General features: G+C 42.2%; 26 protein-coding genes. 17 read left to right on the plus strand and 9 right to left on the minus strand.

Features of this window, described 5'->3' with window-relative positions; genetic code table 11:
- Positions 1-152: 152 nt before the first annotated feature.
- On the minus strand, positions 153-2,453 hold the full coding sequence (locus tag C6Y02_RS09755) for a helix-turn-helix domain-containing protein (RefSeq protein ID WP_106031149.1): 2,301 nt from the start codon (positions 2,451-2,453) through the stop codon (positions 153-155).
- Between the two features lie 231 nt (positions 2,454-2,684).
- Between C6Y02_RS09755 and C6Y02_RS09760 the strand changes: the two genes are divergently transcribed.
- The 7 genes from C6Y02_RS09760 to C6Y02_RS09790 all read left to right on the plus strand — a co-directional run bounded on the left by C6Y02_RS09760 (position 2,685) and on the right by C6Y02_RS09790 (position 7,969).
- Complete coding sequence (locus tag C6Y02_RS09760) at positions 2,685-3,650, plus strand: ABC transporter permease (protein WP_106031150.1); 966 nt, start codon at positions 2,685-2,687, stop codon at positions 3,648-3,650.
- An 18-nt stretch (positions 3,651-3,668) separates the two neighbouring features.
- The gene (locus tag C6Y02_RS09765; protein ID WP_106031151.1) at positions 3,669-4,781 is read left to right on the plus strand and encodes a glycoside hydrolase family 88/105 protein; all 1,113 of its coding nucleotides are present in this window, start codon (positions 3,669-3,671) and stop codon (positions 4,779-4,781) included.
- Positions 4,778-5,302, plus strand: coding sequence for a lipoprotein YteS (locus C6Y02_RS09770; protein ID WP_106031152.1), 525 nt, complete (start codon positions 4,778-4,780; stop codon positions 5,300-5,302). Before C6Y02_RS09765 ends, C6Y02_RS09770 begins: the two co-directional genes overlap by 4 nt.
- A gap of 17 nt (positions 5,303-5,319) precedes the next feature.
- The gene (locus C6Y02_RS09775; protein WP_106031153.1) at positions 5,320-6,609 is read left to right on the plus strand and encodes a Gfo/Idh/MocA family protein; all 1,290 of its coding nucleotides are present in this window, start codon (positions 5,320-5,322) and stop codon (positions 6,607-6,609) included.
- Positions 6,610-6,633: 24 nt separating this feature from the next.
- Positions 6,634-7,317 (plus strand): YesL family protein, encoded by a 684-nt coding sequence (locus C6Y02_RS09780; protein ID WP_106031154.1) that lies wholly within the window; start codon positions 6,634-6,636, stop codon positions 7,315-7,317.
- Between the two features lie 54 nt (positions 7,318-7,371).
- Entirely contained in the window at positions 7,372-7,683 is a 312-nt protein-coding gene (locus C6Y02_RS09785; RefSeq protein WP_066030532.1) for a rhodanese-like domain-containing protein, read from the plus strand.
- A 103-nt stretch (positions 7,684-7,786) separates the two neighbouring features.
- A complete protein-coding gene (locus tag C6Y02_RS09790) occupies positions 7,787-7,969 on the plus strand; it encodes a sporulation protein Cse60 (protein WP_034665546.1) in 183 nt (60 codons plus the stop codon).
- A gap of 44 nt (positions 7,970-8,013) precedes the next feature.
- Here the strand turns inward: C6Y02_RS09790 and C6Y02_RS09795 are convergent, their stop codons facing one another.
- The 4 genes from C6Y02_RS09795 to C6Y02_RS09810 form a co-directional block, all read right to left on the minus strand.
- Positions 8,014-8,538 carry a CbrC family protein gene (locus tag C6Y02_RS09795; RefSeq protein WP_106031155.1) on the minus strand — a complete coding sequence of 175 codons (525 nt, stop codon included), beginning with the start codon at positions 8,536-8,538 and terminating at the stop codon, positions 8,014-8,016.
- Between the two features lie 126 nt (positions 8,539-8,664).
- Positions 8,665-10,197, minus strand: coding sequence for a glycine betaine transporter OpuD (gene opuD / locus C6Y02_RS09800; protein WP_106031156.1), 1,533 nt, complete (start codon positions 10,195-10,197; stop codon positions 8,665-8,667).
- A 140-nt stretch (positions 10,198-10,337) separates the two neighbouring features.
- The gene (locus C6Y02_RS09805) at positions 10,338-10,535 is read right to left on the minus strand and encodes a hypothetical protein (RefSeq protein WP_106031157.1); all 198 of its coding nucleotides are present in this window, start codon (positions 10,533-10,535) and stop codon (positions 10,338-10,340) included.
- On the minus strand, positions 10,532-11,803 hold the full coding sequence (locus C6Y02_RS09810) for a BaiN/RdsA family NAD(P)/FAD-dependent oxidoreductase (protein WP_106031158.1): 1,272 nt from the start codon (positions 11,801-11,803) through the stop codon (positions 10,532-10,534). The genes C6Y02_RS09805 and C6Y02_RS09810 overlap by 4 nt, the downstream gene beginning before the upstream one ends.
- 175 nt (positions 11,804-11,978) lie before the next feature.
- Between C6Y02_RS09810 and C6Y02_RS09815 the strand changes: the two genes are divergently transcribed.
- Both C6Y02_RS09815 and C6Y02_RS09820 read left to right on the plus strand, forming a co-directional pair.
- Complete coding sequence (locus tag C6Y02_RS09815; protein ID WP_034665449.1) at positions 11,979-13,601, plus strand: putative polysaccharide biosynthesis protein; 1,623 nt, start codon at positions 11,979-11,981, stop codon at positions 13,599-13,601.
- Positions 13,602-13,617: 16 nt separating this feature from the next.
- Positions 13,618-14,334 (plus strand): pseudouridine synthase, encoded by a 717-nt coding sequence (locus C6Y02_RS09820; RefSeq protein WP_034665452.1) that lies wholly within the window; start codon positions 13,618-13,620, stop codon positions 14,332-14,334.
- 69 nt (positions 14,335-14,403) lie between these two features.
- Here C6Y02_RS09820 and C6Y02_RS09825 read toward each other — a convergent pair whose 3' ends face one another.
- Positions 14,404-14,625, minus strand: coding sequence for a DeoR family transcriptional regulator (locus C6Y02_RS09825; protein ID WP_008356419.1), 222 nt, complete (start codon positions 14,623-14,625; stop codon positions 14,404-14,406).
- 371 nt (positions 14,626-14,996) lie between these two features.
- Positions 14,997-16,295, minus strand: coding sequence for an NCS2 family permease (locus C6Y02_RS09830; protein ID WP_106031159.1), 1,299 nt, complete (start codon positions 16,293-16,295; stop codon positions 14,997-14,999).
- Positions 16,296-16,389: 94 nt separating this feature from the next.
- On the opposite strand from C6Y02_RS09830, the gene pepV reads away from it, so the two are divergent.
- The gene (gene pepV / locus C6Y02_RS09835) at positions 16,390-17,790 is read left to right on the plus strand and encodes a dipeptidase PepV (RefSeq protein WP_106031160.1); all 1,401 of its coding nucleotides are present in this window, start codon (positions 16,390-16,392) and stop codon (positions 17,788-17,790) included.
- 23 nt (positions 17,791-17,813) lie between these two features.
- Positions 17,814-18,440, plus strand: coding sequence for a Type 1 glutamine amidotransferase-like domain-containing protein (locus C6Y02_RS09840; protein ID WP_060597036.1), 627 nt, complete (start codon positions 17,814-17,816; stop codon positions 18,438-18,440).
- A 48-nt stretch (positions 18,441-18,488) separates the two neighbouring features.
- On the opposite strand, the gene cysK is transcribed toward C6Y02_RS09840, so the two are convergent.
- Positions 18,489-19,418: a cysteine synthase A gene (cysK, locus tag C6Y02_RS09845; protein WP_060597035.1), complete on the minus strand. Its 930-nt coding sequence runs from the start codon at positions 19,416-19,418 to the stop codon at positions 18,489-18,491.
- A gap of 94 nt (positions 19,419-19,512) precedes the next feature.
- On the opposite strand from cysK, the gene thpR reads away from it, so the two are divergent.
- The 4 genes from thpR to C6Y02_RS09865 all read left to right on the plus strand — a co-directional run bounded on the left by thpR (position 19,513) and on the right by C6Y02_RS09865 (position 23,087).
- Complete coding sequence (thpR, locus tag C6Y02_RS09850) at positions 19,513-20,064, plus strand: RNA 2',3'-cyclic phosphodiesterase (protein WP_106031162.1); 552 nt, start codon at positions 19,513-19,515, stop codon at positions 20,062-20,064.
- A 25-nt stretch (positions 20,065-20,089) separates the two neighbouring features.
- A complete protein-coding gene (locus C6Y02_RS09855; RefSeq protein ID WP_034665469.1) occupies positions 20,090-21,025 on the plus strand; it encodes a hypothetical protein in 936 nt (311 codons plus the stop codon).
- Positions 21,026-21,073: 48 nt separating this feature from the next.
- Complete coding sequence (locus C6Y02_RS09860) at positions 21,074-22,003, plus strand: YegS/Rv2252/BmrU family lipid kinase (protein ID WP_034665473.1); 930 nt, start codon at positions 21,074-21,076, stop codon at positions 22,001-22,003.
- 283 nt (positions 22,004-22,286) lie between these two features.
- On the plus strand, positions 22,287-23,087 hold the full coding sequence (locus C6Y02_RS09865; protein WP_181185486.1) for a phosphotransferase family protein: 801 nt from the start codon (positions 22,287-22,289) through the stop codon (positions 23,085-23,087).
- Here C6Y02_RS09865 and C6Y02_RS09870 read toward each other — a convergent pair.
- Complete coding sequence (locus C6Y02_RS09870; protein WP_060597030.1) at positions 23,084-23,359, minus strand: YtzH-like family protein; 276 nt, start codon at positions 23,357-23,359, stop codon at positions 23,084-23,086. The two genes, C6Y02_RS09865 and C6Y02_RS09870, sit on opposite strands and share 4 nt — an antisense overlap.
- A 188-nt stretch (positions 23,360-23,547) precedes the next feature.
- Between C6Y02_RS09870 and trmB the strand changes: the two genes are divergently transcribed.
- Together trmB and C6Y02_RS09880 are read left to right on the plus strand one after the other, a co-directional pair.
- Positions 23,548-24,189 (plus strand): tRNA (guanosine(46)-N7)-methyltransferase TrmB, encoded by a 642-nt coding sequence (gene trmB, locus C6Y02_RS09875; protein ID WP_060597029.1) that lies wholly within the window; start codon positions 23,548-23,550, stop codon positions 24,187-24,189.
- A 115-nt stretch (positions 24,190-24,304) separates the two neighbouring features.
- On the plus strand, positions 24,305-25,153 hold the full coding sequence (locus C6Y02_RS09880; RefSeq protein WP_106031163.1) for a YtnP family quorum-quenching lactonase: 849 nt from the start codon (positions 24,305-24,307) through the stop codon (positions 25,151-25,153).
- The last annotated feature ends 12 nt before the right edge of the window (positions 25,154-25,165 follow it).

Below are 25,165 nucleotides of genomic sequence, written 5' to 3' on the forward strand. Positions count from 1 at the left end.
ACTTCAACCGGATAACTCACTCTTGTCCCCATAGAAAAAACACCTCCATGTTTTATTTCGGATCACAACGATCCATTTTCAAACTTGAAGGTGTTTTTTATTTGTCTCATCTTATGGGGTCAGTCCCTCCTGTGCGAGCGGGACTTTTTGTCTTATGTGCCTTTTTTGTGGTCGCGGTATTTGCCAGGGGTCGTGCCTTCTAGTTTTTTGAAGGAACGGATGAAGTTTTGCGGATTTTTATATTTCAGTTTTTCCGAAATTTCTTTGACGGACATATCGGTTTCCACGAGCCAGTTTTTGGCGACATGGTGTCTGTAGGACGAGAGATATTCACTAAAGGAGATATCCATTTCCTTTCTAAAAATACTGCTTAAATAATTGGGATTGTAATGCAGGCGTGTGGCGATTTCATCCAATGTAAGATCTGAGTCGAATTCTTGATGAATGATATGAATGATTTTCTCTGAGATGTTTTTGTATTGTGAGTCCTCACGTGCACCTAGCTGGTCAATAATCGGCCGAATGATCTCATGTTTCAGCCATGCTTCGGTATCTTCAAAGGTTTTAAATTCAAAAATCGTATCATACAGCATTTTGTTGTCTTCGACCTCAAATAATTCAATGCCAAGCAAATGCATCAGCTCAATCAAATTGTTTAAAAAACGGGCGAGAGCGATATGGTATTCATGCGGTCCAGCATTTTTAGAGAAAATGGATTGCAGGAGCACATGTAAATAATGATCCGCCTTGCCTTGATCACCTGCTTTCATCGCATCGAATAAATCATGCTGCAGCTGTTTTGGAAAATGGGTTTTAAACGTTTTTCCTTGCTGAATATGTTCATATAAGATAATGGATTTTTTCTCTGCTTTGAGCCTGTATTTTAAGGCTTCTTTTCCTTCAATGTAAGCCTGTTTCGCCATCGTGAGCTCCTTAAACTGGCGGCTGATCCCGATGCTGATCGATAAACCAAGCTCTTCCTCGATGCGCTGCTGAATAGTTTCCGCTAATTGGTTTAAATATTCAGTAAACTCTTCATCTGACTTTGAGTGATTCAGGATAATCGTCGTTTGATGCTGATTGACAACCGTTGGCTGAAGGTGCTCATCTTGCGGAATCATCTGCTCGATCAGTCCATTGATGGCAAATAACAGCAAGTCAGCATCCTTTTTTTCATAAGGTGTTCCTTTTAACGTATCGATTTGGATCACAAGCATGGATAAATGAGACCAGCCCTGAGGGAATCCCAAACTTTGGAACCGGTTGTTAATCTCTTCTTCTGTCAGCTTACCGAGCAATAGCCGCACCATAAAGTATTGCTGAAGGTGCGTGACTTGCTGCTCAATACGTTCCTCTAAATCATTGTTTTGATCCTTCATTTGTTTAATACTCGACTCAATCAACTCAAATTCATTTTGAAAAGGCTGTTTTTGCAAAAAGGATTCATTGCGTGCAAAGGACTCATATAACAAGCGGATTGGTTTATAAAAATGTCTGGACCCAAACCATGAAAATAGTAATGAAAGCGCTAACAAAATAAAGCAGATAATAAAAGTGATCCACCCAATTGATTTCGTTTGTGCCTTGAGTTCTGGAATGGAAACAAAGGATAGGTACGTCCATTCGTTATAGTCTGATTTTTGAAACGTAATTTGATAGTCTAGTTCCTCGATCTTCATGTTAAATTGACCTGATCGTTCTTCACGTGATAGGACATGCTTGACGAGCTCTTGATTCTTCAAGGATTCACCAATTTGTTCTTTGCGGTTATGGAGCAGCACTTTTCCGTTTGTATCAATGACAAACATACTGTCAGATTGAGAGAAGTCAGGCATATTGTCAGCAATCGTGCAGCTCGGAATGCTGGCGACTGCGATCCCTTTTTTCTGGACACTGTTCATAGGGAGTTGTTTGATTAAGTTCACATTGTATTTGCAAAAGGAGGCCTTTCCTTCTTTTGTCGCAACAAGTGGATTATTCTCTTCAAGTGCCCAGCTGGAATGACTCGGTATATTGAGGTAAGAGGTGAGCGCTTTCTCTTGGTCTCCGCTTGTGACATGATAAAGTCCCGAATTGTTCATGTACCAGTCTTCCATTTTACTCACGAGTGTAATATTGGAAAGATCGGTGTCAAAGGTTTGCAGGTAGTTTAGTTCCTGCTGTACTTGATTATAAAGCTGGAATTGGTCTGGATTTAAAGGTTCTGCCAGTGTTTGAAGGAGAGGCGGCGAACTGACATAGTGAGTGAGAGAATGATCCACTGTTTTTAAAATATGCTCAATATTGGATTGCGTTTGTTTGACGCTGTCCAGCTTTTCATTTGAGATATTTTCGAGTGCGGTTTTTTGCGAATGCTGATAAGAAAAAATACCGACAATGATGACAGGAATTGTACTAAGCATGAAAAAAAACGTCACAAGCTTGTAATAAAATTTATACTGCCTTCTTTTCATAAAACCCCCCATTTCAAACGGAACAATCTTTTCCCCTTAATTTATTAATCCAAAAATTTGGTAGGTTTGTCAATAATCATTTTCTGAGATTAGGATCATTTTCTTATGTTTTATGTAACGTTTTGAGTAGCTTCCCCTAAGTAAATATGATCTGATGATATGATTGTAGACGGATTTTTCATCCTTAAGATACAGTTAACACATGCATCAGCATGAGGGGAGGCTTTATCTATGAAAACAGAGGATGTCACTGCCAAGGGTGTGCCTGCGGCAGCTTTGAAAAAAGAAAAGAGAAAGCGCTTACTTAATCAATTGCTTAGTCAAAAGTTTTTGTATGTAATGATTTTGCCAGGGCTCATTTATTTTCTTGTCTTTAAATATGTGCCGATGTGGGGGCTTATCATTGCCTTTCAAGATTACCAGCCGTTTCTCGGTATTCTTGGGAGTGAGTGGGTTGGCTTCAAACACTTTATTCGATTGTTTACAGAACCAACATTTTTCATCTTATTAAAAAATACACTGATTTTATTTGCCATGAATATCGTGATTTTCTTTCCGATTCCGATCTTATTGGCCCTGCTTTTAAACGAGGTCAGATTGGCATTGTTTAAGAAATTTGTCCAGACGATGATATACATTCCTCACTTCATGTCATGGGTGATTGTCGTGTCCTTATCTTTTGTTTTGTTAACAGTAGATGGCGGGTTAATCAATGAATTGATTGCTTTCTTTGGAGGGGAAAAGATTAACTTCCTCCTTAGTCAGGAATGGTTCAGACCCATGTACATTTTACAGGTGATCTGGCGGGAAGCAGGCTGGTCGACGATCATTTATCTTGCGGCGATTACAGCGGTAGATCCGCAGCTATATGAAGCAGCAAAAATGGATGGAGCCGGCAGACTGAGACAAATGTGGCACATCACTCTTCCTGCCATTAAAAGTGTGATTGTCGTTCTGCTTATTTTGAAAATTGGTGACACATTAGAGCTTGGCTTTGAGCATGTCTACTTATTACTCAATGCAACGAACCGGGAAGTAGCAGAAATCTTTGATACGTACGTCTATACAGCTGGTCTTAAGCAAGGACAATTCAGCTATAGTACCGCTGTTGGTCTATTTAAAGCAGCCGTTGGACTCATTTTGGTCATGCTGGCGAACCGTTTAGCGAAGAAATTCGGGGAAGAAGGTATTTACTAAAAAGGGAGATGAAGAAGAATGACATTATCGACTGAAAAGGGATCACCACTTGAGCATGCAGAGAAATTAGCACAAACAATTATGAAAGCGCATACACCAATTGAGCTGCCTCCAGCTGGAAGATGGCATTATCATCAAGGCGTTTTTCTTTGCGGTGTGATGAAGCTATATGAAGCAACGGAGAACGAGACGTATTTCAATTATGTGAAAAGCTACGCAGATTCGCTCATTGATGAGTATGGAAACCTGTTATTCCGGAGAGATGAGCTTGATGCGATCCAAGCAGGGCTCATTTTATTCCCTCTTTACGAACGGACGGGAGAGAAGCGGTATGTGCTGGCAGCGGAGAAGCTTCGGGGGCTTTACCGCACATTGAATCGCACATCTGAGGGCGGGTTTTGGCATAAAGACAATTATGCCTATCAAATGTGGTTGGATGGTCTCTACATGGGAGGACCTTTTGCCTTAAAGTATGCAAAGCTGAAGGGTGAAGAGGAACTGGTGGATATGGTGATCCATCAAGAGTATCTCATGAGAAAGCATACAAAAGATGAAAAAACAGGTCTGTACTATCACGCGTGGGACGAACGAAAAGTGATGCCATGGGCTGATCAAAAGACTGGCTGTTCCCCCGAGTTTTGGGCAAGATCGTTTGGCTGGTATGTCCTTGCATTAGCAGATATGATCGAGGATCTGCCAGAAGAGCATGAGGGACGAAAGGTTTGGAAGGAAACGCTGACAGACATGCTGGAAAGTGTATCCAAGTACCAGGATCAAGACACAGGTCTCTGGCATCAAATCATTGATAAAGGTACTCATAGCGACAATTGGCTTGAAAGCTCAGGATCGTGTTTATTCATGTACGCCATGGCAAAAGCCATGAATGAAGGGTATGTCAGCCTTCGTTATGTCGATCATGTGGTGAAAGCATACCAAGGCTTAATTCATCATAAGACGGCTGAGACAGAAAACGGTGATTTTACCATCAATGATATTTGTATCGGAACATCTGCTGGATTTTATGATTACTACGTTGAAAGAGAGCGAAGCACAAATGACTTGCACGGGGCAGGCGCTTTTATTATGGCGTTAACTGAGCTAGAGAAGCTGTCTGTTTTTCAGAAGGCATGAAGAGGCGAAAAAGGGGTGCGGTATGGCTCCTCAGCTTCATCGCTGCCCTTTGTTTGTCAGCCTGCCAAGGGAAAACAAACGGTATTGATGTTCTGATTTTTTCTGACATGTCAAAGGGGATGAAGGATCAATTAGTCGAGAAGGCTTTTCAGACAGAACAAGAGTCTTATAGCGTTTACATCTTTCCGGCGATTCCTGAAAAGCTTCTTGTTGAAATTACCGCAAAAGAGGGGGACATCATGCTTGTCCCGGAAGAAATGTTTAGAACATATGATGATCCTGAAAGCTTTCAGCTGCTTGAAGAAATGGGCGTAGATGATCAAGCGGCAGGACCATATACGGTCGAGGACCAAAAGACAGGGAAAACGGTCGATTATGCGGTTCAAGTCAATAAAGGCACAAAAAAGCTAAACGGCTATACCTTTCAATTACACCGAGATATGGTCGCTTTTATTCCTGTGTATGCTGACAAGTCCAATGAGGCGCTGTCTCTCATGAAACAGCTTCGTGAAAATCGATAGAAAAAGAGGTGGGGACTGTGAAACGGGTCGTAGTTTGCGGACTCAGTCATCGTGCGTTCAATATGTTTATTAAACCGCTCACAGAGGATTTCAATGAGCATTACAAGATTACAGGGCTCCTAGATATAGATCATCATCGGTATACACTTTGTCAGGAGCGTTTTCCATCACTGCGGGGCATCTCGTTCTTTCATGCAGGTGCATTTGATCAAATGGTGAAGGAAGCAAAGCCAGATATCGTCATTGTGGCAGGCCGGGATGACACACATGTCACATATATTTTGCAAGCACTTGACCATGATCTCGATGTCATCACTGAAAAGCCAATGGTCACAACAGCAAAAGACGCCAAAAAAGTGATGGAAAAAGAAAAGAAAAGTAAAGGGAGGGTCACAGTCACTTTTAATTATCGCTACAATCCATTTCATCGAAAGGTCAAAGAACTCATTTTAGAAGGAAAGATTGGAAGGGTCACATCTGTTGAACTGAGCTGGCTCATTGATACGTATCATGGCGCTAGTTACTTCAAAAGGTGGAACCGAACGAGGCAATTCTCTGGCGGACTATCCATTCATAAATCGACGCATCATTTTGATTTGGTCAATTGGTGGATCAATCAAAAGCCGAAGCAAGTATTTGCCTATGGGGCGCTGAACTATTACGGAAATGAAAGTCCTTGGAATCCCTTGCAGGGGGGAGAAAACAGGTATTGCGGAACATGTCATGTGAAGGATACATGTCATTATGAAGCAAGGTGGAATCCACGGGTAGAACGCTCAAAGGTAGAGGACGACCATATTGAATTCGGTAAGGAGCAAACGCAGCAGTACTCAAATTATCGCCCAGACGCCTGTATTTTTGATCAGGAAATTGACATTGAGGATACATATGTGGCATCAGTGGCATATGACCAAGGAGCTCTGCTCAGCTATTCAATTCAATTCTCAGCGCCATATGAAGGATACCGGCTTGCCATTAATGGGACGAAGGGGCGTATTGAAACAAATGAGTTTCATGTGCCATCAAGAATTCCTTTTCAATTCCCAGAACAGACGATTTCTTATTATCCGATGTTTGGGGCAAAAGAGACAATTGAAGTCGTGAAACAGCCAGGGGGACATGGCGGCGGAGACCCTCTGCTTCTGGCCGATTTATTTATAGGAAAAGATCCTTTAATTCACTATGACATATCAGCAGGAGCAGAGGCTGGTGCTTATTCAATTGCGCTTGGGGAAGGCATGTGGCGGTCTGTTGCAGAGAAGCGCCCAATTGAAATAGAAGAATTGTTTCAAAAAGAGACGGTGTAATGAGAAAGAGAGGAGGGGAAAGAGATGGGTCATGATGGTTCAATGAGCAGAATGCTTCGAATGTGTGAGTGGGTGATGAGACTTGCCTATACGAATTTGCTGTGGTTGCTGTTCACCATGCTGGGGCTTGGGATCTTTGGATTGATGCCTGCGACCACTGCGTTATTTTCGGTGATGAGAAAGTGGATACAAGGGCATGAGCAAGTCAGCGTTTTCCGGACTTTTTGGAAGGTGTATCGTGAGGAGTTTGTACGCTCTAACTTAATTGGAGTGGCGCTGCTGATCATAGGGACGATTATATATGTAGACCTTGCGTTTATTTATCCAACGAGCTGGTTTTTGCATGTGCTTCGTTTTGCCATTTATATCTTTGGTTTTCTCTTTGTTGTGAGCTTGTTTTATATTTTTCCGCTGCTGGCTCATTATGATTGGAAAAAACGTCTCTATCTGAAATTCTCTCTTTTGCTTGGTATCTCATATTTGCAATATACACTCTGTATGCTCGTTTTCTCGGCTCTGCTGTTTGTTCTCTTTGCTTATTTGCCGGGAATCGTGCCGTTCTTTAGTGTGAGTATACTCGCCTATGGCCACATGTGGCTGGCCTATCAAGTATTCAAAAAGGTAGAGTTTGAAAGTGATCAGCAGACAGCCGAAGTGAAGAAACGTCTGCCGTCTTTCCTTCAATCGAAGCGGGTGAATACACAGTGATGTGAATCATTTGCTATAATGGTGTCACCGTGATTAAAAGGAGAGATGAGCGTCGTGTCAGTAAAAGAAATCTCAATAGAAGAATTAAAACAAAAGCTAGAGCAAGAAGAAGCCATTCAGCTTGTTGATGTGCGTGAGGACGAGGAAGTAGCAGAAGGAATGATTCCAGAAGCTGTCCACATCCGAATGGGAGATATCCCTGAGAAGCTGGATGCATTCGATCAAACGCAGGAATATTATATTATTTGCCGCTCCGGAAAACGTAGTGAAAATGTCTGCTATTTCCTAGAAGACCAAGGCTATCAAGCGACCAATGTCATTGGCGGGATGCTTGCTTGGACAGGAGAAACAAAACCGAAGCTGTAAAAGAAGTCCGCCCTTTCATCTTTGAGATGAAAGGCTTTTTTGTTCATATGCCCGCCCTTATATGCATAAAGATAGAGTAGCGAGAGAAGGGAGAGTGGCATATGTGCTAAAGGTAGCTGTATTTGATGAAGAACACGAAAAAGATTTGCAGAGCGAAATCAATCTTTTTTTAAAAGGAATGGATGACGACCAAATTATTGATATCAAGTACGATGTAGCGGTGATTTGTGAGCAGGGAGGAGAACAGCTCTACTGTTTTTCTGCACTCATTTTATATAAAAAATAGACGGTATCAAAAAAAGGACCTGTTTGAAGGGTCCTTTACTTTGTTTAACTAGCGTCAATATATAAACGATGCTTGTTGCAGTGGACACATTGAAAGAGGTAGCCTTGCAGATCTCCGCCGTTGACGAGCCATTGTTTTAGGTTCTCTTTCGTTAATCCTCCGCCGCTGCAAATGTCTTCGATATCTTCTGTGAGCTCTTCCTCTAAATGTTCTATCTCTTTCCATCCGACATACTGGACGATCGCGCAAAAATCTCCGCAATGGCTTAACCAATATTCCTGCTGCCAGCCGCGATAGCCTGGTGTTCTGAAGATCAGTTCATCTACATATTCCTCTTGATCGACGTCATCACAACTTGCATCGTCTTGAAAGATGCCATCGTATTTTTTAGCGGCTGATCCATCTTTAATACACCAAGGGCAAATTCCTTCCACATCTTCAACAGTATAAAATGGACCATGATACACGTAATCTCTTTCTTTCTCACAAACAGGACATGTCGTATGCTCTTTTTTGATCACGTTTAACGAAACTGGATCTGGGTTGTACTTGAATGTAGGTAACGTCATAAAAACCTCCATTATGTAGAAATGATTTCATCATTATTTTACAGGAATCCTCAAGCTTGCAACAATCTTAAATTGTCTATATAGAAAAAAGCCGTTCGGATGAGGAACGGCTTTTTTCGCTTGAGATTATGCTTTTTTTACTCTTGGACTTCGTGGTTTACTGACTTTGTTGGCTTGCTTGATAGCTTTTCGTTCATCATTCAGTGACTTGTACAGTGAGACAATCATCAAAATAATGACAACGGAGAACGGCAAGGCTGCGAGCTTGGCTGTATTTTGAAGAGCTCCAAGTCCCCCTGAAAATAAAAGCACGGCAGCAACAGCAGATTGGATGATACCCCAGCTGACTTTGACACTGCCAGAAGGGTTCAATGATCCGTAGGTTGTCTGCATTCCAAGCACAAATGTAGCTGAATCAGCCGATGTAATAAAGAATATGGCGATTAAAATGAGTGCTAGAATCGATGTGATCATCGCCAGCGGATATTCATTTAGTACACCGAAGAGCATTGTTTCTGTTGAAAGACCTGCAACATCGACAATATTCTTTTGCTGTAAATCCATCGCAGATACACCGAAAATCGAGAACCATAGGAATACTAGGATAGAAGGAGCCACTAAGACACCTAGTAAAAATTCTCGAATCGTTCGTCCGCGTGACACCCTTGCGATAAAGATTCCGACAAATGGTGCCCAAGAAATCCACCATGCCCAATAAAAGATTGTCCATCCATTAATCCATTCTCTCTTCTCAGGATCATTTGGAGATAGACGGAAGCTCATTTGAACGATATTGGATAAGTATTGCCCAATCGAGTCAGTAAATGAATTTAAGATAAAAACAGTTGGACCTACCAAAAGTAAGAAAAACATCAGAACAGCTGCTAATACCATGTTGATATTACTTAAATATTTAATGCCTTTTCCAATCCCGCTTAGAGCAGATGCAAGGAAAAGCACCGTCACAATCATGATAATGATCAATTGTGTGCTAAAAGCATTCGGAATTTGAAACAGGTAATTCAATCCCCCGTTTATTTGTGCCGCACCTAATCCTAGGCTTGTCGCAACACCAACAACAGTTGCAAATACCGCAATACAATCGATGGTTTTTCCGATCCATCCATTCGTTTTATTTCCTAAAACTGGCTGCAACGTTGCACTAATTAAGCCAGGTGCATCTTTTCTAAATTTAAAGTAAGCAATGCAAAGTGCAACAATGGCATAAATAGCCCATGCATGAAGCCCCCAATGGAAAAATGTATATCGAAGGGAATCTCGGAAGGCCTGCGCCGTTTCAGTTTCACCCGTTGGTGACTGTATGGCATAGTGGCTGATCGGTTCAGCTGCTCCGTAAAAAACAAGACCAATTCCCATACCGGCACTAAATAGCATCGCAAACCAAGAAAATAAGCCGAATTCAGGCTCTTCCCCAGGTTTTCCTAGCGTAATCTTACCGATTGGGCTAAAGATAAAGAATAGACAAAAGCCGACGAGCAGTGACACCACTAACAAGTAATACCAGCCAAAGTCATTTGTAATGTATGTTTGAATTTGATCTGTGACATTTTGCAGTGTTTCTGGAGAAAAAGCTCCCCATATGACGGCAACAAATGTGATCGCAATCACAATCCAAAATACACTTGATACGTTTTTCACACCATCTCACTCTCCTGTTGTTCTACACGTTTAAGCAGAGGATTTTGCTTAATATCCCCTAACTCAACTAATTTCAAACAAAAAGAGGCGAGCTTCTCACTCGACCTCTACTTTACCGTAACATGTTTTGCTTCCATTAATCAACTATCGGTATGTGAAGATGATTTTTCTTCAATTCGTTTACGAAGACGGTAGACGTATTCTTTTAAACAAACAGCGAAGATGGTAAAGGCCAAAACAATGGCGACTTTTAACGGGGTAATTGATAGCTTCAAGAAAACAGCGGCTGTCAAACTAATCACAACCGCTAGGATAATCGGAAGTGCACGTCTCATCATGAAAATCTCTCCTTTGCTTCGAGTGCAGCATTCATACCGGCAAGCCTGCCTGTCACAAGTGCTGACGTGATATTGTATCCGCCTGTATAACCGTGAATGTCTAAAATTTCTCCGCAGAAATAAAGACCGGGCATTTTTTTAGACGCCATTTTCTTCGGTTCAATTTCTTTCACAGAAACGCCGCCTCCTGTGACAAACGCTTTGTCTAAGGAAAGAGTGCCGTTCGCATGAACGATAAAGTGTTTGCAATCATTTACGAATGCGCGCAGTTTGTCCTTAGCAAGACCAGAAAATGTGTCTTGCGGATCTATGCCGTTCCGTTCTAACAGAAACAATAAATAGCGTTCTTGCATCCAAGACTTCAGGACATTTTTTATGGCTTTTTTGGGTTCATCTTTTAGGTCTCGATGAAGCTTTTGGAACAGCTCCTCGTCATTAAGCTTCGGATATAAGTCTATTTGCAGACGAACAGTCGGCTGTTTTTTCAATTCTTTCACAACAAATCCGCTGCATCTAAGAACAGCTGGGCCGGATAAGCCAAAGTGAGTAAAAATCATATCCATGACATGTGTGACGACGGGTTTCCCCTTTTTATTTAAAACACTGACAGCCACACTTCTTAAAGAAAGACCTTGTAGCACTTTTTCTTTAATAAAGCGCTCATCTGATGTGACCGGTACTTCTGTTGGGAAGAGCTCTGTAATCGTATGACCAGCGGCTTCTGCCCATGCATAGCCGTCACCAGTAGAACCAGTATGCGGCACACTTTTTCCGCCAACAGCAATGACAACGGCGTTACTTGAAATTTTTTCATCATTATTTGTAACAATTCCAGCTGCTTGTCCGTCTTGATACAGAACTGTTTTAATCTTTTCATTCGTTCGAATGGTGACATTGAGGTTGCGGAGCCTGTCTAAAAGGGCATCCACAACAGATTGTGCTTTGTTTGAGACAGGGAACATACGTCCATGGTCTTCTTCTTTAAGTTCAATGCCGAGGTTTTCAAAAAACGAAATAATATCCTCGTTATTGAACTCAGAAAATGCACTATATAAAAAACGGCCGTTTCCGGGAATATGCTTGATGATTTCTTCTACTGGAAGGCGGTTGGTGACGTTACAGCGTCCACCGCCAGAAATGGCGAGCTTCCTGCCAAGTTTGTTTCCTTTGTCAATTAACAGAACAGTCGCTCCGTGCTCTGCTGATGCAATCGCGGCCATCAGTCCAGAAGGTCCACCGCCAATGACAATGACATCATAATGTTTCATGTTACATTCCTCTTTCTACTTTCAGTCATTCCTCTATTATAACGAAAATTGGGGAAGGCTGAAATATGAATTGATTGGTTTTGTGCCTTCTGTATTGGATTTGTTACCTGTGCGTCGAAATGATGTGGTAAAATAGTTAAGTTGAATATTCATTAGAAAAATGGTGGTTAAGCGCATGTCTAATAAACTGCTTCGTGGTACGTTGGTTTTAACGATAGGGACTTATCTCTCTCGTATTCTTGGTATGATTTACTTAATTCCATTTAGCGCAATGGTTGGAGCTACTGGTGGAGCGCTATTTCAATATGGATACAATCAGTATACGATCTTTTTAAGTATTGCTACGCTTGGTTTTCCAACAGCGGTATCAAAATTTGTTTCTAAATATAATGCAATCGGCGATTATGAGACAACAAGGAAAATGTTCAGGGCGGGTATGTCGGTCATGCTTGTCACCGGGATTATCGCCTTTTCTATTTTATATTTGACCGCACCGATTTTTGCCAAGATTCAGCTTGGCGGATCGAATGAAACAGGCGGTTTGACTGTCGATCAAGTGGTATATGTGATTCGGATGGTCAGTTTAGGTCTTTTGGTTGTACCTATTATGAGTCTTGTGCGGGGGTTCTTCCAAGGACACTCCATGATGGGACCGACAGCTGTTTCCCAAGTGATTGAGCAGCTTGTCAGAATCATCTTCCTATTAACTGCAACGTTTATTATTTTAAAAGTGCTTGACGGCGGGCTTGTCATCGCTGTCGGATATGCCACATTTGCAGCACTTATCGGCGCATTTGGGGGTTTATTCACGCTTTATTTATATTGGCTGAAGCGCAAGGACCGGCTCTTATCCATGCAGCCGAATACAGGTGCTTCCTCTGACTTATCTTATAAACAAATGTTTACAGAGCTGTTTAGCTATGCGGCACCGTATGTGTTTGTTGGACTTGCGATTCCAATTTATTCTTATATTGATACAAACACCATTAACAGAGCTATGATTGCATCAGGACATCAGGATATTAGTACAGCGGTATTGTCTATCGTGACGTTATATTTACCGAAGCTCGTGATGATTCCTGTGTCGCTTGCAACAGCGTTTGGCTTAACCTTAATCCCGACGATTACGGAATCATTTACAGCTCGTAACTACAAGCTTCTCAATAGACAAATTGATCAGACGATGCAGGTCATTTTATTTTTCGTACTGCCTGCTTCATTTGGTATCTCGGCATTGGCTGGACCGGTTTATTGGTTTTTCTATCCGTCCGTTCATCCTGAGATTGGGATGTCAATTTTGTTCTGGTATGCACCTGTTGCGTTATTGTTTTCCTTATTCACCATTAATGCAGCAATTTTGCAGGGAATTAACAAACAAAAATTCGCCATTGTCAGTCTGTTGTTAGGGATCATTATTAAAACGGTTCTGAACATTCCGCTAATCAGCTGGCTGCAAGGAAATGGTTCTGTGCTTGCGACTGCGTTAGGCTATAGCGCGTCCATCTTGTATATGTTTATCATGATTAAGCGCCATGCCGGCTACTCGTTCCGCAGGATTTTCAAACGATTTATTCTCATTGGTATTTTAACGGCGATTATGGCTGTTGTGGCGTATGTGACATGTCAGCTTGTGAGCCAAGTGATTTCGTATGAGGGTGGAATTGTACAAGCGGGTATCGTCATTTTGATTTCAATGATCACTGGCGGCGGTGTGTATCTGTTCTTGTCTTATAAGGTAGGATTACTTGAGCGTGTACTCGGCAGCCGTATGCCGAAATTTTTAAGAAAAAAGAGTTAAGAAGAGGTGGATATTCATGAGGCTTGATAAATTGCTTGCTAGCAGCGGCTTTGGTTCAAGAAAAGATGTGAAGAAGCTGGTCAAGGCACGGGCGGTCACAGTGAATGGAGAAGTGGCGAAGCAGGTGAAAGATCATGTTGATCCATCGAATGATGAAGTGCTCGTACACGGAGAGCGTGTAGAGTATAAAGAATTCATTTACTTAATGATGAACAAACCGGACGGGGTCATCTCAGCAACTGAAGATCTGCGGGATGAAACGGTCGTCGATTTACTAGAGCCGGAGGATATCGCAAGGGAGCCATTTCCTGTGGGGAGACTGGATAAGGATACAGTCGGTCTTCTCCTCCTCACAAATGATGGACAGCTTGCTCATCAATTACTTTCTCCAAAAAAGCATGTGCCAAAAACATATGAAGTTCATTTGAAATACCCATTAGGAGATCAAGACATCAAGCGTCTTGAAGAGGGCGTTGTCATTTTAGATGATTACCGCACGAAGCCGGCGAAGGTTGAAGTAGATGCGAATGAAAACGAAGATACACGCATCCGTTTAACGATTACTGAAGGAAAGTACCATCAAGTGAAGCTGATGGCGCAAGCAGTGGGAAATGAAGTCATCTTTTTAAAAAGGCTCTCGATGGGAGCTGTTTCTTTAGATGAAGATCTAGCGCCTGGAGAGTACCGTGAATTGACGGATGAAGAATTGGACAGCTTAATCAATCGACCATAAATGTAGAATAAAAGAAAAGAACCGGCATATCGCCGGTTCTTTTTGTTATATGGACAGTTCATTATAAGCTTAAGATGATATTTTCACTTTTTTTCTCGTTGTTTCCCATTTGCCTCTGCTTGGACTATGAACAAGATCGTTATAGGCAAGCACGTTTAAGTCTCTTTGAATGGTTCTAGGTGTGATCCCGAATTCATCAACCAGCTCTTGTGTCGTCACAAGACCTTTCTCTTGAATGAACATATAAACTGATTTAATTCGAGTCATCATACGGTTTGTTGAAGGTTTCAAAAAACCACTCCCTATCAATAAGATCGGATGGACTTGACTAACCACAACTTACTACACTAAAACTGCGAAATAAGGACATGCAACAATGGTAAATGTTCGTGTTTCTTAATGTTTTATTCTATTATACACGTTATTATGCATCTAGTTCCACCAAAAAGTCAACTTTACGTGTTTTTTAACTTGTCTTCATGAATCGAAACATGGTATATACCATGTTTTGAATTCGGTTACAACCCAATAGGCGTAAGGGGTATGGAGAATACCGTCACATTCAAACATCCAAAAAATAAACACAGAAAATTTACAAAATAAAAAATTCACTCATCTCAAAAAGACACATCCTTTGTTAGAATGTGCCTTTTTTGTTTCTGTTATCCTTCTAAGAAAAAGAGCTGAATGAAAAATAAAATGGCAAAGATGAGAACAAGTACATGTACTTCTCTCCATTTCCCTTTTGCCAGTTTCACAAGGGGATATGAGATAAATCCAAGTGAAATTCCTGTAGAAATACTAGATGTCAGCGGCATGGAAAGGATCACAAGAAAAGCAGGGAATGCTTCGTCTAGCTCGTTCCAGCGAATGTGTGACACTGAGTTCATCATCAAGCACCCGACAATGATGAGAACAGGTGATGTGATGGATGGTAAAGAAGAAATGGCTTGAACGAGCGGGCCGAAAAACAATGCCACAATAAACAGTGCAGCGACCGTTAAAGACGTTAGTCCAGTTCTTCCGCCAGCAGCAACCCCAGATGATGATTCAATATAAGCTGTTGTTGGGCTTGTCCCAAACATAGAACCTATCGTCGTTGCAGCAGAGTCAGCGAGCAGGGCTCTGCGTACCTTTGGCAGCTGGCCTTTTTTCATGAGTCCTGCTTGTTCAGCCACTCCGATCATTGTGCCCGTTGTATCAAAAATCGTCACTAGTAAGAAGGAGAAGACGACAGCATATAAATGATGAGAGAATACATCGCCAAAAGCAGCGAATGGATTTGTAATCAGCATGCCTTCGGGTAGTGCAGGGATGTCCATCAGCATTTTAGGGAAATGAAGCTGGCCTGTTACGAGCGCAATCAGTGTCGTCGCTAACATGCCGATAAACAGAGCGCCATTTATTTGAAGAACCATTAAAATAACAGAGATCATTAAGCCGACAAGCGTTAATATGACAACAGGCGAGTTTAAGTTGCCAAGCTTCACTAGATTTTCAGGGTCAGCTGCGATAATCCCAGACTGACGGAGGCCGATAAATGCAATGAAAAGCCCGATTCCTGCTGTAATGCCGTACTTTAAATTATCTGGAATGGCTTGAATCAGTTGTTTTCTAAGGGATGTTAACGATAAAATAATAAAGAGTATACCAGCAACAAATACCGCACTGAACGCTGTTTGATAGCTGATGCCGCCACCACCGACAACTGTAAAGGTGAAATAGACATTCAGCCCCATGCCTGGTGCAATAGCAATCGGATAGTTTGCAAATAGTGCCATCCAGAGCGTACCGACGACAGCAGCGATAATTGTTGCAGTAAAGACTTGGTCAAAAGGAATGCCTGCTTTTGAAAGAATTCCTGGGTTAACGGCAACAATATATACCATGGTAAAGAATGTCGTCATACCAGCGATTAATTCTCTCTTTATGTTGGTTTGGTTTTCTTTTAACTGAAACATAAAATCCTCCATTTACGAACATTATTGCAAAACAATTAATATAATATTCGTTTTAAGGATGGATTGCAACCTTTTTTCAAGGAGGAATGGAAAAATGAATTGGGAAGCTGAAGTGATACGAAAAAAAGACGACTTAATTAAGGACACACAATCTTTTTTGCAAATTGAAAGCGTCCTTGATGAAGAAGGTGGAAAAGAAGGAAAGCCATTTGGTGAAAAAGTCGATCAGGCCCTTCAGTATATGCTGAAAAAAGGGGAAGACGAAGGATTCACAGTCAAGAATGTCGATGGCTATGCAGGTCATATTGAATATGGAGAAGGCGAAGACATTATAGGTGTGCTATGCCATGTGGACGTTGTGCCTGCTGGTGACGGCTGGACAACCCCGCCATTTTCAGCGGACATAAGAGAAAATAAAATATTTGCACGAGGGGCCATTGATGATAAAGGTCCAACCATGGCGGCTTTCTACGCGCTAAAGATGATAAAAGATACAGGGATGAAGCTGTCAAAAAAGATTCGAATGATCATTGGAACGGATGAAGAAAGTGATTGGCGCTGTGTGGACCATTATTTCAAGCATGAGGCGATGCCGCAAATTGGATTTGCGCCAGATGCCGATTTTCCGATTATTCATGCTGAAAAAGGGATCATTGATGCCATCGTGTCATTTACATATCAACATACAGAAAATCATCAGCGCTATACGCTCAAGCAATTCACATCGGGTATGCGGCTGAATATGGTGCCGGATGAGGCAGCTGCCACTGTGACAGCTGCACAAGATCACGATGCTGAATCATTAAAAACAGCTTTTGAAGCTTATCTTGCTCACAATCATTTATCAGGTGAGGTAAAGAATGCAGCGGACGGACTGCATCTCACTTTAAAAGGTGAATCAGTTCATGCCATGGAGCCGGCGCATGGCATCAATGCGGGCATTCATATGGCCAATTTCCTATGTGGACAAGAGTTAGATGAAGACGGGCTTGCTTTTACCTCCCAAATCAATGCTTTATTTGATCGGGATACAAGAGGGAAAAAGCTGGGGATTGCTTGTAAAGATGAGATTAGCGGAGATTTGACTTTAAATGTTGGAACGATCCGCTATACACAAAACGAGGAAGCGAAGCTAGGATTAAATGTCCGCTATCCAGTGACAGCAGACGGCAAGGACGTTAAAAAAGGGATCGAAGGCATCAAAGGGGCCACCCTTCTGAAATTTGACGACAGCCCTCCGCATCACGTCTCAAAAGAGCATCCGCTTGTGAAAACATTGCAGCGGGTATATGAGGAACAAACGGGAGATCCAGCTAATCTGATTGCCATTGGTGGAGGAACGTATGCGAGATCTTTAGAAGCGGGCGTTGCCTTTGGTCCTCTATTCCCTGGCAGACCAGATTGCGCACACCAGAAGGATGAATATATCGAAATCGATGATCTACTAAGAGCAACCGCTCTATATGCACAAGCCATGTATGAATTGGCAAAATAGAAAAAGAGAAGAGGGGATTCACAGTGAAAAAAATGTTCTTATGCTCTTCATTCAAAGACAGCTATTCTCTCTTATCTGACTTTGCGGGTGAATCATTAAAAGGAAAACGCGTGACATTTTTTCCAACAGCCAGTGCTGTGGAAGAAGTCACGCACTATGTGGAGGCAGCGAAAGAAGCCTTTCATCAACTAGGTATGCATCTAGAGACCGTTCAGATAGCTGAGCAGTCTACTGAAGAAATCACAAAGATGATGGAACAAAATGATGTGATGTACGTATCAGGAGGCAACACCTTCTATTTGCTGCAGGAATTAAGAAAGCATCGTCTTGATGACGTGCTGAAAGAAGAAATCAATAAAGGCAAGCTGTACATCGGAGAGTCCGCAGGGAGTATCATCATGGCACCAAGCATTGAATATATCTCCGTGATGGATGATCGGCAGAAGGCAGCAGAACTTTCATCATGTCAAGGATTCAATGAGATAAGCTACTATCCGGTACCGCATATGTACAATACCTATTTAGGCGAGGCTGCGCAGCAAATCATGGAACAGTTTGAGCAGACGCTCGATTTATGCCCGCTTACTGATGAGCAGGTTTTACTCATCACAGGGGAGCAGGCTGAGGTGAAGTCCGACAAATCGTCCTAACCTTGAAACGAAGAAAAAGGAACAGGGATTCATGACCCTGTTCCTTTTTTAATCTTGAAAAACATCACTTGATAAGTATCGTTCGCCTGTATCTGCTGTCATACAGATCACGATTTGTTCTGCCGGCAGTTGCTTGGCTGTTTCAATCGCAGCATAGCAGGCTGCACCAGATGAAGGACCAACTAAAATTCCTTCAAGCCGGGCAAGCTGACGTGTGATGGTGTACGCATCCTCATCGCTTACTTGCACGATCTCATCATAGACATGCTCGTTTAAAATATGGGGAATAAATCCTGGGCTTGTGCCAACAAGTTTATGTTTGCCAGGTTTCCCGCCAGATAAGACTGGAGATCCCTTCGGCTCTGCCACACGTATGGTCAAATGAGGGAATGCCTTCTTTAATTCCTCTCCGGTGCCTGTAATGGTTCCGCCAGTTCCTGCTGTTGCGACAAAGGCTCCAATTGGCTTTCCAAGTTGTTTTACAGCTTCCATGATTTCAACAGCCGTTGTGCCTCTATGTGCATCTGGGTTCGCCCCATTATCAAATTGCATCGGGATAAAGCTATGAGGAATTTGAGACGCCAGTTCCTCTGCCTTGCGAATACAGCCTGGCATTTTTTCTTCTCCTGGGGTTAAAACGACCTGCGCCCCATAAGCCTTCAAAATATTGATTCTTTCCTTTGTCATCGTATCTGGCATGACAAGGATGGCTTTATAGCCTCTTGCTGCTGCGTTCATGGCTAAACCAATCCCTGTATTCCCACTCGTTGGTTCAATAATGGTCGCTCCTTTTGTAAGCTTTCCTTGCCTTTCAGCCTCGACGATCATATTGTAAGCAGCGCGGTCCTTCACACTGCCGCTAGGATTAAATGATTCCAGCTTTAAATAAACAGCTGCCGCATTGTCTGGCTGAAGCCGCTGTAATTTAACAAGTGGTGTATCGCCAATCAGCTCAGCTATATTTTGTGCAACCTTCATCATGTGACACCCTTTCTTCTCATTCTGCATTTCTTTAGTTATACTATCATCAATGGGGATTCGTAAAGTTTGTTAAAAAAGGACAGGTGATATTGTGGCAGAAAACCGTCATTATTTTATAGGGATTCACATCCCTGAACAACTTGCGCATCAAATCAAAAAAGACATGGATCTAAAGAGTGAACTATCCTTTCAAAAGTGGACAGCACCAGATGATTATCATGTGACCCTGATCTTTTTAGGTGCCATTCCAGATGAGCGTTTAAAAAAGATCATCGAGCTGCTTGATATCCTTTCAAATGAAGCCGCTGCATTTTCACTAGAGCTGAATGAGTTAGGACAGTTTGGCATGAAGGAGCGCCCGAGAGTCTTTTTTGCAAAACCTAATGAAAGTGAACCGCTCATGCAATTAAGAGAAAAGGTGAAAGAAGCCGTATTGTCAGCAGGACATCCTGTTGAAAAGAGACCGTTTCATCCGCATATGACGATTGCGCGAAAATGGAACGCGGATCACTCTTTTGCAGAACAAGCGCCTTTCCGCAAAGAGCCATACGTGATAGAGGTTTCTTGTATGACTCTATTTGAAATACGTCCGAAAGAAACCCCGCGTTATCACGCAATCAAACAATTTGCACTACATAAATGATTCTAAAAGTTGGAGTGAGCAGCAGATGGCGCAAATTATCAAAATTCAAGATTATATATCACGATATGAACAAGACCCGCATCACTACATCAATCAATTCATTCGATTGAAAAAGCAAAGGTGGGACGAGTTAAAAAAGGCTTCAAAACAGGAGGCGCAGCATTCATTTGACCAAATCTCTGAACAAGTGCCTGAACAAGAGGAAGAAAAGAGAAAGAAATTCTCCTTAAAAAGAAAGCAAAAAGAAGCCGATATGAAAAAGGAACGGGACCTGAGTCTTTTTAACGAGCCGACAGATATAGAGCAAGGTGTCTTTACAAACGTTCCTACCGATGAAACGAAGCTCATTCATTTTTTTAAAGATCATCTATACGATGTTCAATTAAAATGGGCGAGCTCGACGATTTCCCACATTTCAACCGTCTCCCATCATATTCGGTATGATGAAAAGCTGCGTATGCTTGCTAGGCAGCTTCCGGATTCATATTTTGTGATGTATAAGCCGGTGCTGCTCATTCAAAAAGCAGAGATGGAATTATGTTCAGTACTTATTACGCCGCTGGAAGTGATTTGTTTATCCTTCTTAGAGGCAGAGCCTGACAGCGTATATATCGGAACGAAGGAACGTTTTTGGGAAAAGCGGGCGAATGGGAAAGCTGTTCAGTCCGTTTTGAATCCTTGCGCAAGCCTTCTGCGCTCTGGCACCGTCGTGTCAAAGATCTTACAGCAAAGCGGTGTCGATCTTCCTGTGAAAAAAATCCTGATCAGCAGAACCTCTTATATTGACTTACCGGAAGTTCCATACGGGATGGAGGTTGTCGATAAGAAGAAGGCGGAAGATTGGTTTGAAAAGCAGCGGAAAAATACCGCGCCGACAAAGCATCAGCAATTTAAGGCGACAAAGGCATTGCTTGCTTATGGTGAATCAGACAGCAAAAGAAGGCAGGAATGGCTCGATTAAAGGCACAATGGAAGGTCACGAAAAATGAGACCTGAGTGGAGCTAATATATGAATGAATGGTACTTTATCGTTAATCCAGCAGCAGGACATGGAAAAGGACTTCGTACATGGAGGAGCATAGAGAAAGAATTACAAAAGGTGGAGATCTCTTATCGATCGTTTCTCACCCAGCATGAAGGTCATGCAGAAGTATTGGCAAGACAAATTAGCGCCATGCAAGATGACAGGCTGAAGCGCCTGATTGTCATTGGCGGTGACGGCACCATTCATGAAGTCCTGAATGGCTTAAAGGAAATGGATCATGTGCAGTTAAGCTTTGTTCCCGCCGGTCATTGGAATGATGCGGCGAAGGGCCTCGGCATCCATCGTCAAGATGTCCTAAAAGAAGTGAGAAAGCAAAAGAGAATGCTCACCAAAACATTTTCTCTCGGCTCCTTTCAAGATCATGCAGAAAGCCCGCAATCCGTTCTCTTTCTCAATCATATCGGTGCTGGGTTTGATGCGCATGTGCTAAGGAAAACAGTGCATTTCAGAGGAAAAAAGTGGCTGAAACGGCTGGGGCTTGGGTTTATCATCTACCCGCTGTCATTTCTCCATTCTTTATGGTCCTTTAAGCCGTTTGACCTTGCGCTGTTTATTGAAAATGAGAAGAAGGTCTTTCGCCAAGTGTGGTTTGTGATTGTATGCAATCACCCCTATTACGGAGGCGGGCTGGAAGCAGCGCCGGAAGTGAGCGCGAGGCAGCCAGGCTTTCAAACGATCGTTGTCACAGATTTGAATCCATTCAAAGTGCTCTTGTTTTTAAGTGCGATGGTGTTTCGAAAGCATCTTGGAATGAAGGGCGTTACCCTGTATCAGCACGAGGAAGCGTACTTGGAGGCAGATGCAAAAATCTTATTTCATGCAGATGGAGAAGTGATCGGCGCAACACCTGTCTTTGTGAAGGCGAGTGAGCGCTCCTTAAAATTACGTGCTTAAATGGCTTCTCGTGAATGCCCTAGTCAAAAACCATGAAAAAAGCCTTCCTTTTCATAAGGTTCTTGTCCTGATTTTCTAGTTTTGCTTGACGAGTATAAGAAGGTAACGATAAAATCTATAGGACGGCTATTGTTTAGCATCTCATTCTCAATAGCTGTCCTTTTTGTTTTTATGATCATATAAATAAAAAAGAAACAGCCAATTGATCTTCAATCGGCTGAATTTTGTCGACTAAAAAAGCAAGATTTAAAATATTTTAAGAAATGATGGGTTGAAAATTGATATGAACTGGTTGGGACAAATATTAGGTAGCGAATGGCACATTTCTCCTGCTGGAGGCGCTACGGGAGATGCGTACTTCGCAACACACAATGACCAAAAGCTATTTTTAAAACGCAATACGTCACCGTTTCTTGCGGTTTTGTCAGCTGAAGGCATTGTGCCGAAGCTTGTCTGGACAAAACGGATGGAAAATGGGGATGTCATCACTGCGCAGCACTGGCTGAGCGGCAGAGAGCTGAAGCCAAAGGACATGAATGACCGTCCTGTAGCAGAGCAGCTAAGAAAAATTCATACATCTAAAGAATTGCTTGATATGCTGAAAAGATTAGAGAAGCATGCTCTACACCCAGAATCCATTTTGAAGCATTTAAAACAGTCCATATTAAAAGAGCAAATCGATTCACAAGACATTACACGTGCCATCCAGTACTTAGAGAAGCATGTGGAGGCAGTCCAATTTGAGGACAAGGTCGTGTGTCATTGTGACCTCAATCATAATAATTGGCTGCTGACAGATGAAAATCAGCTTTACTTGATCGATTGGGATGGGGCGATGATTGCTGACCCAGCCATTGATCTTGGACCACTTTTATACCATTATGTTGAAGAAGAGAACTGGGAAAGCTGGCTCTCGATGTACGGTGCTCCGCTGACGGACAATTTGCGAAAACGTATGGATTGGTACGTCCTCGCTGAAACCGTATCGTTTGTCGTGTGGCATAAAAGAAAAGGAAATGAAAAAGCGCAGCAAGAAGTGCAAGCGGAGCTGAGCGCACTCTTAAAGCGGTTAAACATCTATTAAGACATAGGAATATTCTCGACCCACTCTGACAAATGCGATTGATGCTCCTCGATATGTGCATTAATTGAACTGACAGAAGTGCCCTTTTGGCTGTAATCATAAATATCTGTTAATAATTGACGAATGTCGGCATCAAGGTCTTCTTTTGCCAGCATTAATTGAATCACACGTCCCACCTGTTCATATTCTGCAACAGTCCCGCAGCAATCCAACTGGTGATCGGTTAAAATATCTTTGATTAATTGAAGCTGATGTTGACGGTTTAATCCCATACGTATGCTCCTTTTCTGCGTGTCATTTATGTGGTTAAACTGTGCATTCAGCGCCCAATTTATACATGCGGCAGACCAGCTCAAGCGAAGGGCTGGTCTTTTTCATATGCGCATAAAGATGCTGTCTTGCGGGTCTTTATGTTTCATGGTATCTTGATAAAATGTAAAGAAAATAGAGGTGTATCAAATTGAGAATGCGACATAAACCATGGGCGGATGATTACTTAGCTGAAAATGCTCATATTGCCTTAGCTAGCCCCGAGCAATATAAAGGGAAATGGCATGAGCTGTTTGGAAATGATCATCCAATCCATATCGAAGTTGGGACAGGAAAAGGGAGCTTTATCGCTGGAATGGGCAAGCTTCATCCTGATATCAACTATATTGGCATTGAATTATTTAAAAGTGTCATTGTGACAGCAGTAGATAAAATCAAAGAGACAGATGTTGAAAATGTAAAGCTTTTGAACATCAATGCTGAAACGCTGACAGATGTGTTTGCGGAAAATGAAATTGACCGGGTGTATTTGAATTTCTCTGATCCGTGGCCAAAAGCAAGGCATGAAAAGCGCAGATTGACGTTTAAGGCCTTTTTAGAACGATATGAACATATTCTCCGTCCAGGTGGTGAATTGCATTTCAAAACAGATAACCGCGGATTATTTGAATATTCCTTAAAGAGTTTTTCTGCATATGGCCTTCTTTTAACGTATGTAAGCTTAGATTTACATAAGGACGGATTAGAAGGAAATGTGATGACTGAATACGAAGAAAAATTCTCGTCTATGGGACAACCCATCTATCGATCAGAAGTAAAATTTCCAGATTAACAAGTGACATCAAGCTGGCTGCAAAGAAAAATTGCAGTCAGCTTTTTTCATGAAAAGATTGATGCATGCGATTTTCAGCTGTATTTGCTACGATAGAAAAAGGAGGGATGACAGCATGGAGACAATGAAAATAGGTGACATGGAACTGTTCTGGTTAAATGGGGGAGATACACACATGGACGGCGGTGCGATGTTCGGTGTAGTGCCAAAGCCGTTATGGTCAAAAAAATACCCGGTGAACGATCGCAATCAAATTGAACTGCGGTGTGATCCGATCCTCATTCGGTGGAATGGTCTTCATTTATTAGTGGATTCCGGCATCGGATCAGGGAAGCTGACAGATAAACAAAAACGCAATTACGGCGTAACAGAAGAGACGAAATTGGAACAATCGCTAGCGGCACTCGGCCTGCAACCAGCTGATATTGATTACGTTTTAATGACACACCTTCACTTCGATCATGCAAGCGGGCTGACAAAACGTGAGGGAGAAGAGCTCGTGTCTGTTTTTCCGCAGGCAAAAATCATCACATCCAAAATCGAATGGGATGAAATGAGGGCGCCTAACATCCGCTCAAAAAATACATATTGGAAAGAAAACTGGGAGCCTATAGCAGATCAAGTGGTGCCATTTGAAGAAAGCATCGAAGTAACAAAAGGCATTGGGCTGCATCATACAGGCGGTCATAGCAATGGCCATAGCATCTTAACGCTCACAAGTCAGGGCGAAACAGCGATTCATTTGGCTGATATCATGCCAACACACGCTCATAAAAATCCATTATGGGTCTTGGCTTATGATGATTACCCAATGACTTCGATTCCAGCTAAGCAAAAATGGCAGGCATTTGCAGAAGAAAAAAATGCGTGGTACTTGTTTTATCATGATGCGATTTACCGCGCTGTAAAGTGGGATAAAGACGGGCAAATCACACATGAAGTTAAAAGAGAAACAGGAAGATAAAAGATCATCTGC

This window comes from Bacillus sp. NMCC4 (genome assembly GCF_002998555.1).
Taxonomy (GTDB): domain Bacteria; phylum Bacillota; class Bacilli; order Bacillales; family Bacillaceae; genus Bacillus.

Coding starts and splice junctions, on each gene's coding strand:
- C6Y02_RS09755 (WP_106031149.1), bottom strand. CDS start 2,453: ATGAAAAGAAGGCAGTATAAATTTTATTACAAGCTTGTGACGTTTTTT.
- C6Y02_RS09760 (WP_106031150.1), top strand. CDS start 2,685: ATGAAAACAGAGGATGTCACTGCCAAGGGTGTGCCTGCGGCAGCTTTG.
- C6Y02_RS09765 (WP_106031151.1), top strand. CDS start 3,669: ATGACATTATCGACTGAAAAGGGATCACCACTTGAGCATGCAGAGAAA.
- C6Y02_RS09770 (WP_106031152.1), top strand. CDS start 4,778: ATGAAGAGGCGAAAAAGGGGTGCGGTATGGCTCCTCAGCTTCATCGCT.
- C6Y02_RS09780 (WP_106031154.1), top strand. CDS start 6,634: ATGGGTCATGATGGTTCAATGAGCAGAATGCTTCGAATGTGTGAGTGG.
- C6Y02_RS09795 (WP_106031155.1), bottom strand. CDS start 8,538: ATGACGTTACCTACATTCAAGTACAACCCAGATCCAGTTTCGTTAAAC.
- C6Y02_RS09805 (WP_106031157.1), bottom strand. CDS start 10,535: ATGATGAGACGTGCACTTCCGATTATCCTAGCGGTTGTGATTAGTTTG.
- C6Y02_RS09810 (WP_106031158.1), bottom strand. CDS start 11,803: ATGAAACATTATGATGTCATTGTCATTGGCGGTGGACCTTCTGGACTG.
- C6Y02_RS09815 (WP_034665449.1), top strand. CDS start 11,979: ATGTCTAATAAACTGCTTCGTGGTACGTTGGTTTTAACGATAGGGACT.
- C6Y02_RS09820 (WP_034665452.1), top strand. CDS start 13,618: ATGAGGCTTGATAAATTGCTTGCTAGCAGCGGCTTTGGTTCAAGAAAA.
- C6Y02_RS09830 (WP_106031159.1), bottom strand. CDS start 16,295: ATGTTTCAGTTAAAAGAAAACCAAACCAACATAAAGAGAGAATTAATC.
- pepV (WP_106031160.1), top strand. CDS start 16,390: ATGAATTGGGAAGCTGAAGTGATACGAAAAAAAGACGACTTAATTAAG.
- cysK (WP_060597035.1), bottom strand. CDS start 19,418: ATGAAGGTTGCACAAAATATAGCTGAGCTGATTGGCGATACACCACTT.
- C6Y02_RS09855 (WP_034665469.1), top strand. CDS start 20,090: ATGGCGCAAATTATCAAAATTCAAGATTATATATCACGATATGAACAA.
- C6Y02_RS09860 (WP_034665473.1), top strand. CDS start 21,074: ATGAATGAATGGTACTTTATCGTTAATCCAGCAGCAGGACATGGAAAA.
- C6Y02_RS09865 (WP_181185486.1), top strand. CDS start 22,287: ATGAACTGGTTGGGACAAATATTAGGTAGCGAATGGCACATTTCTCCT.
- C6Y02_RS09870 (WP_060597030.1), bottom strand. CDS start 23,359: ATGGGATTAAACCGTCAACATCAGCTTCAATTAATCAAAGATATTTTA.
- C6Y02_RS09880 (WP_106031163.1), top strand. CDS start 24,305: ATGGAGACAATGAAAATAGGTGACATGGAACTGTTCTGGTTAAATGGG.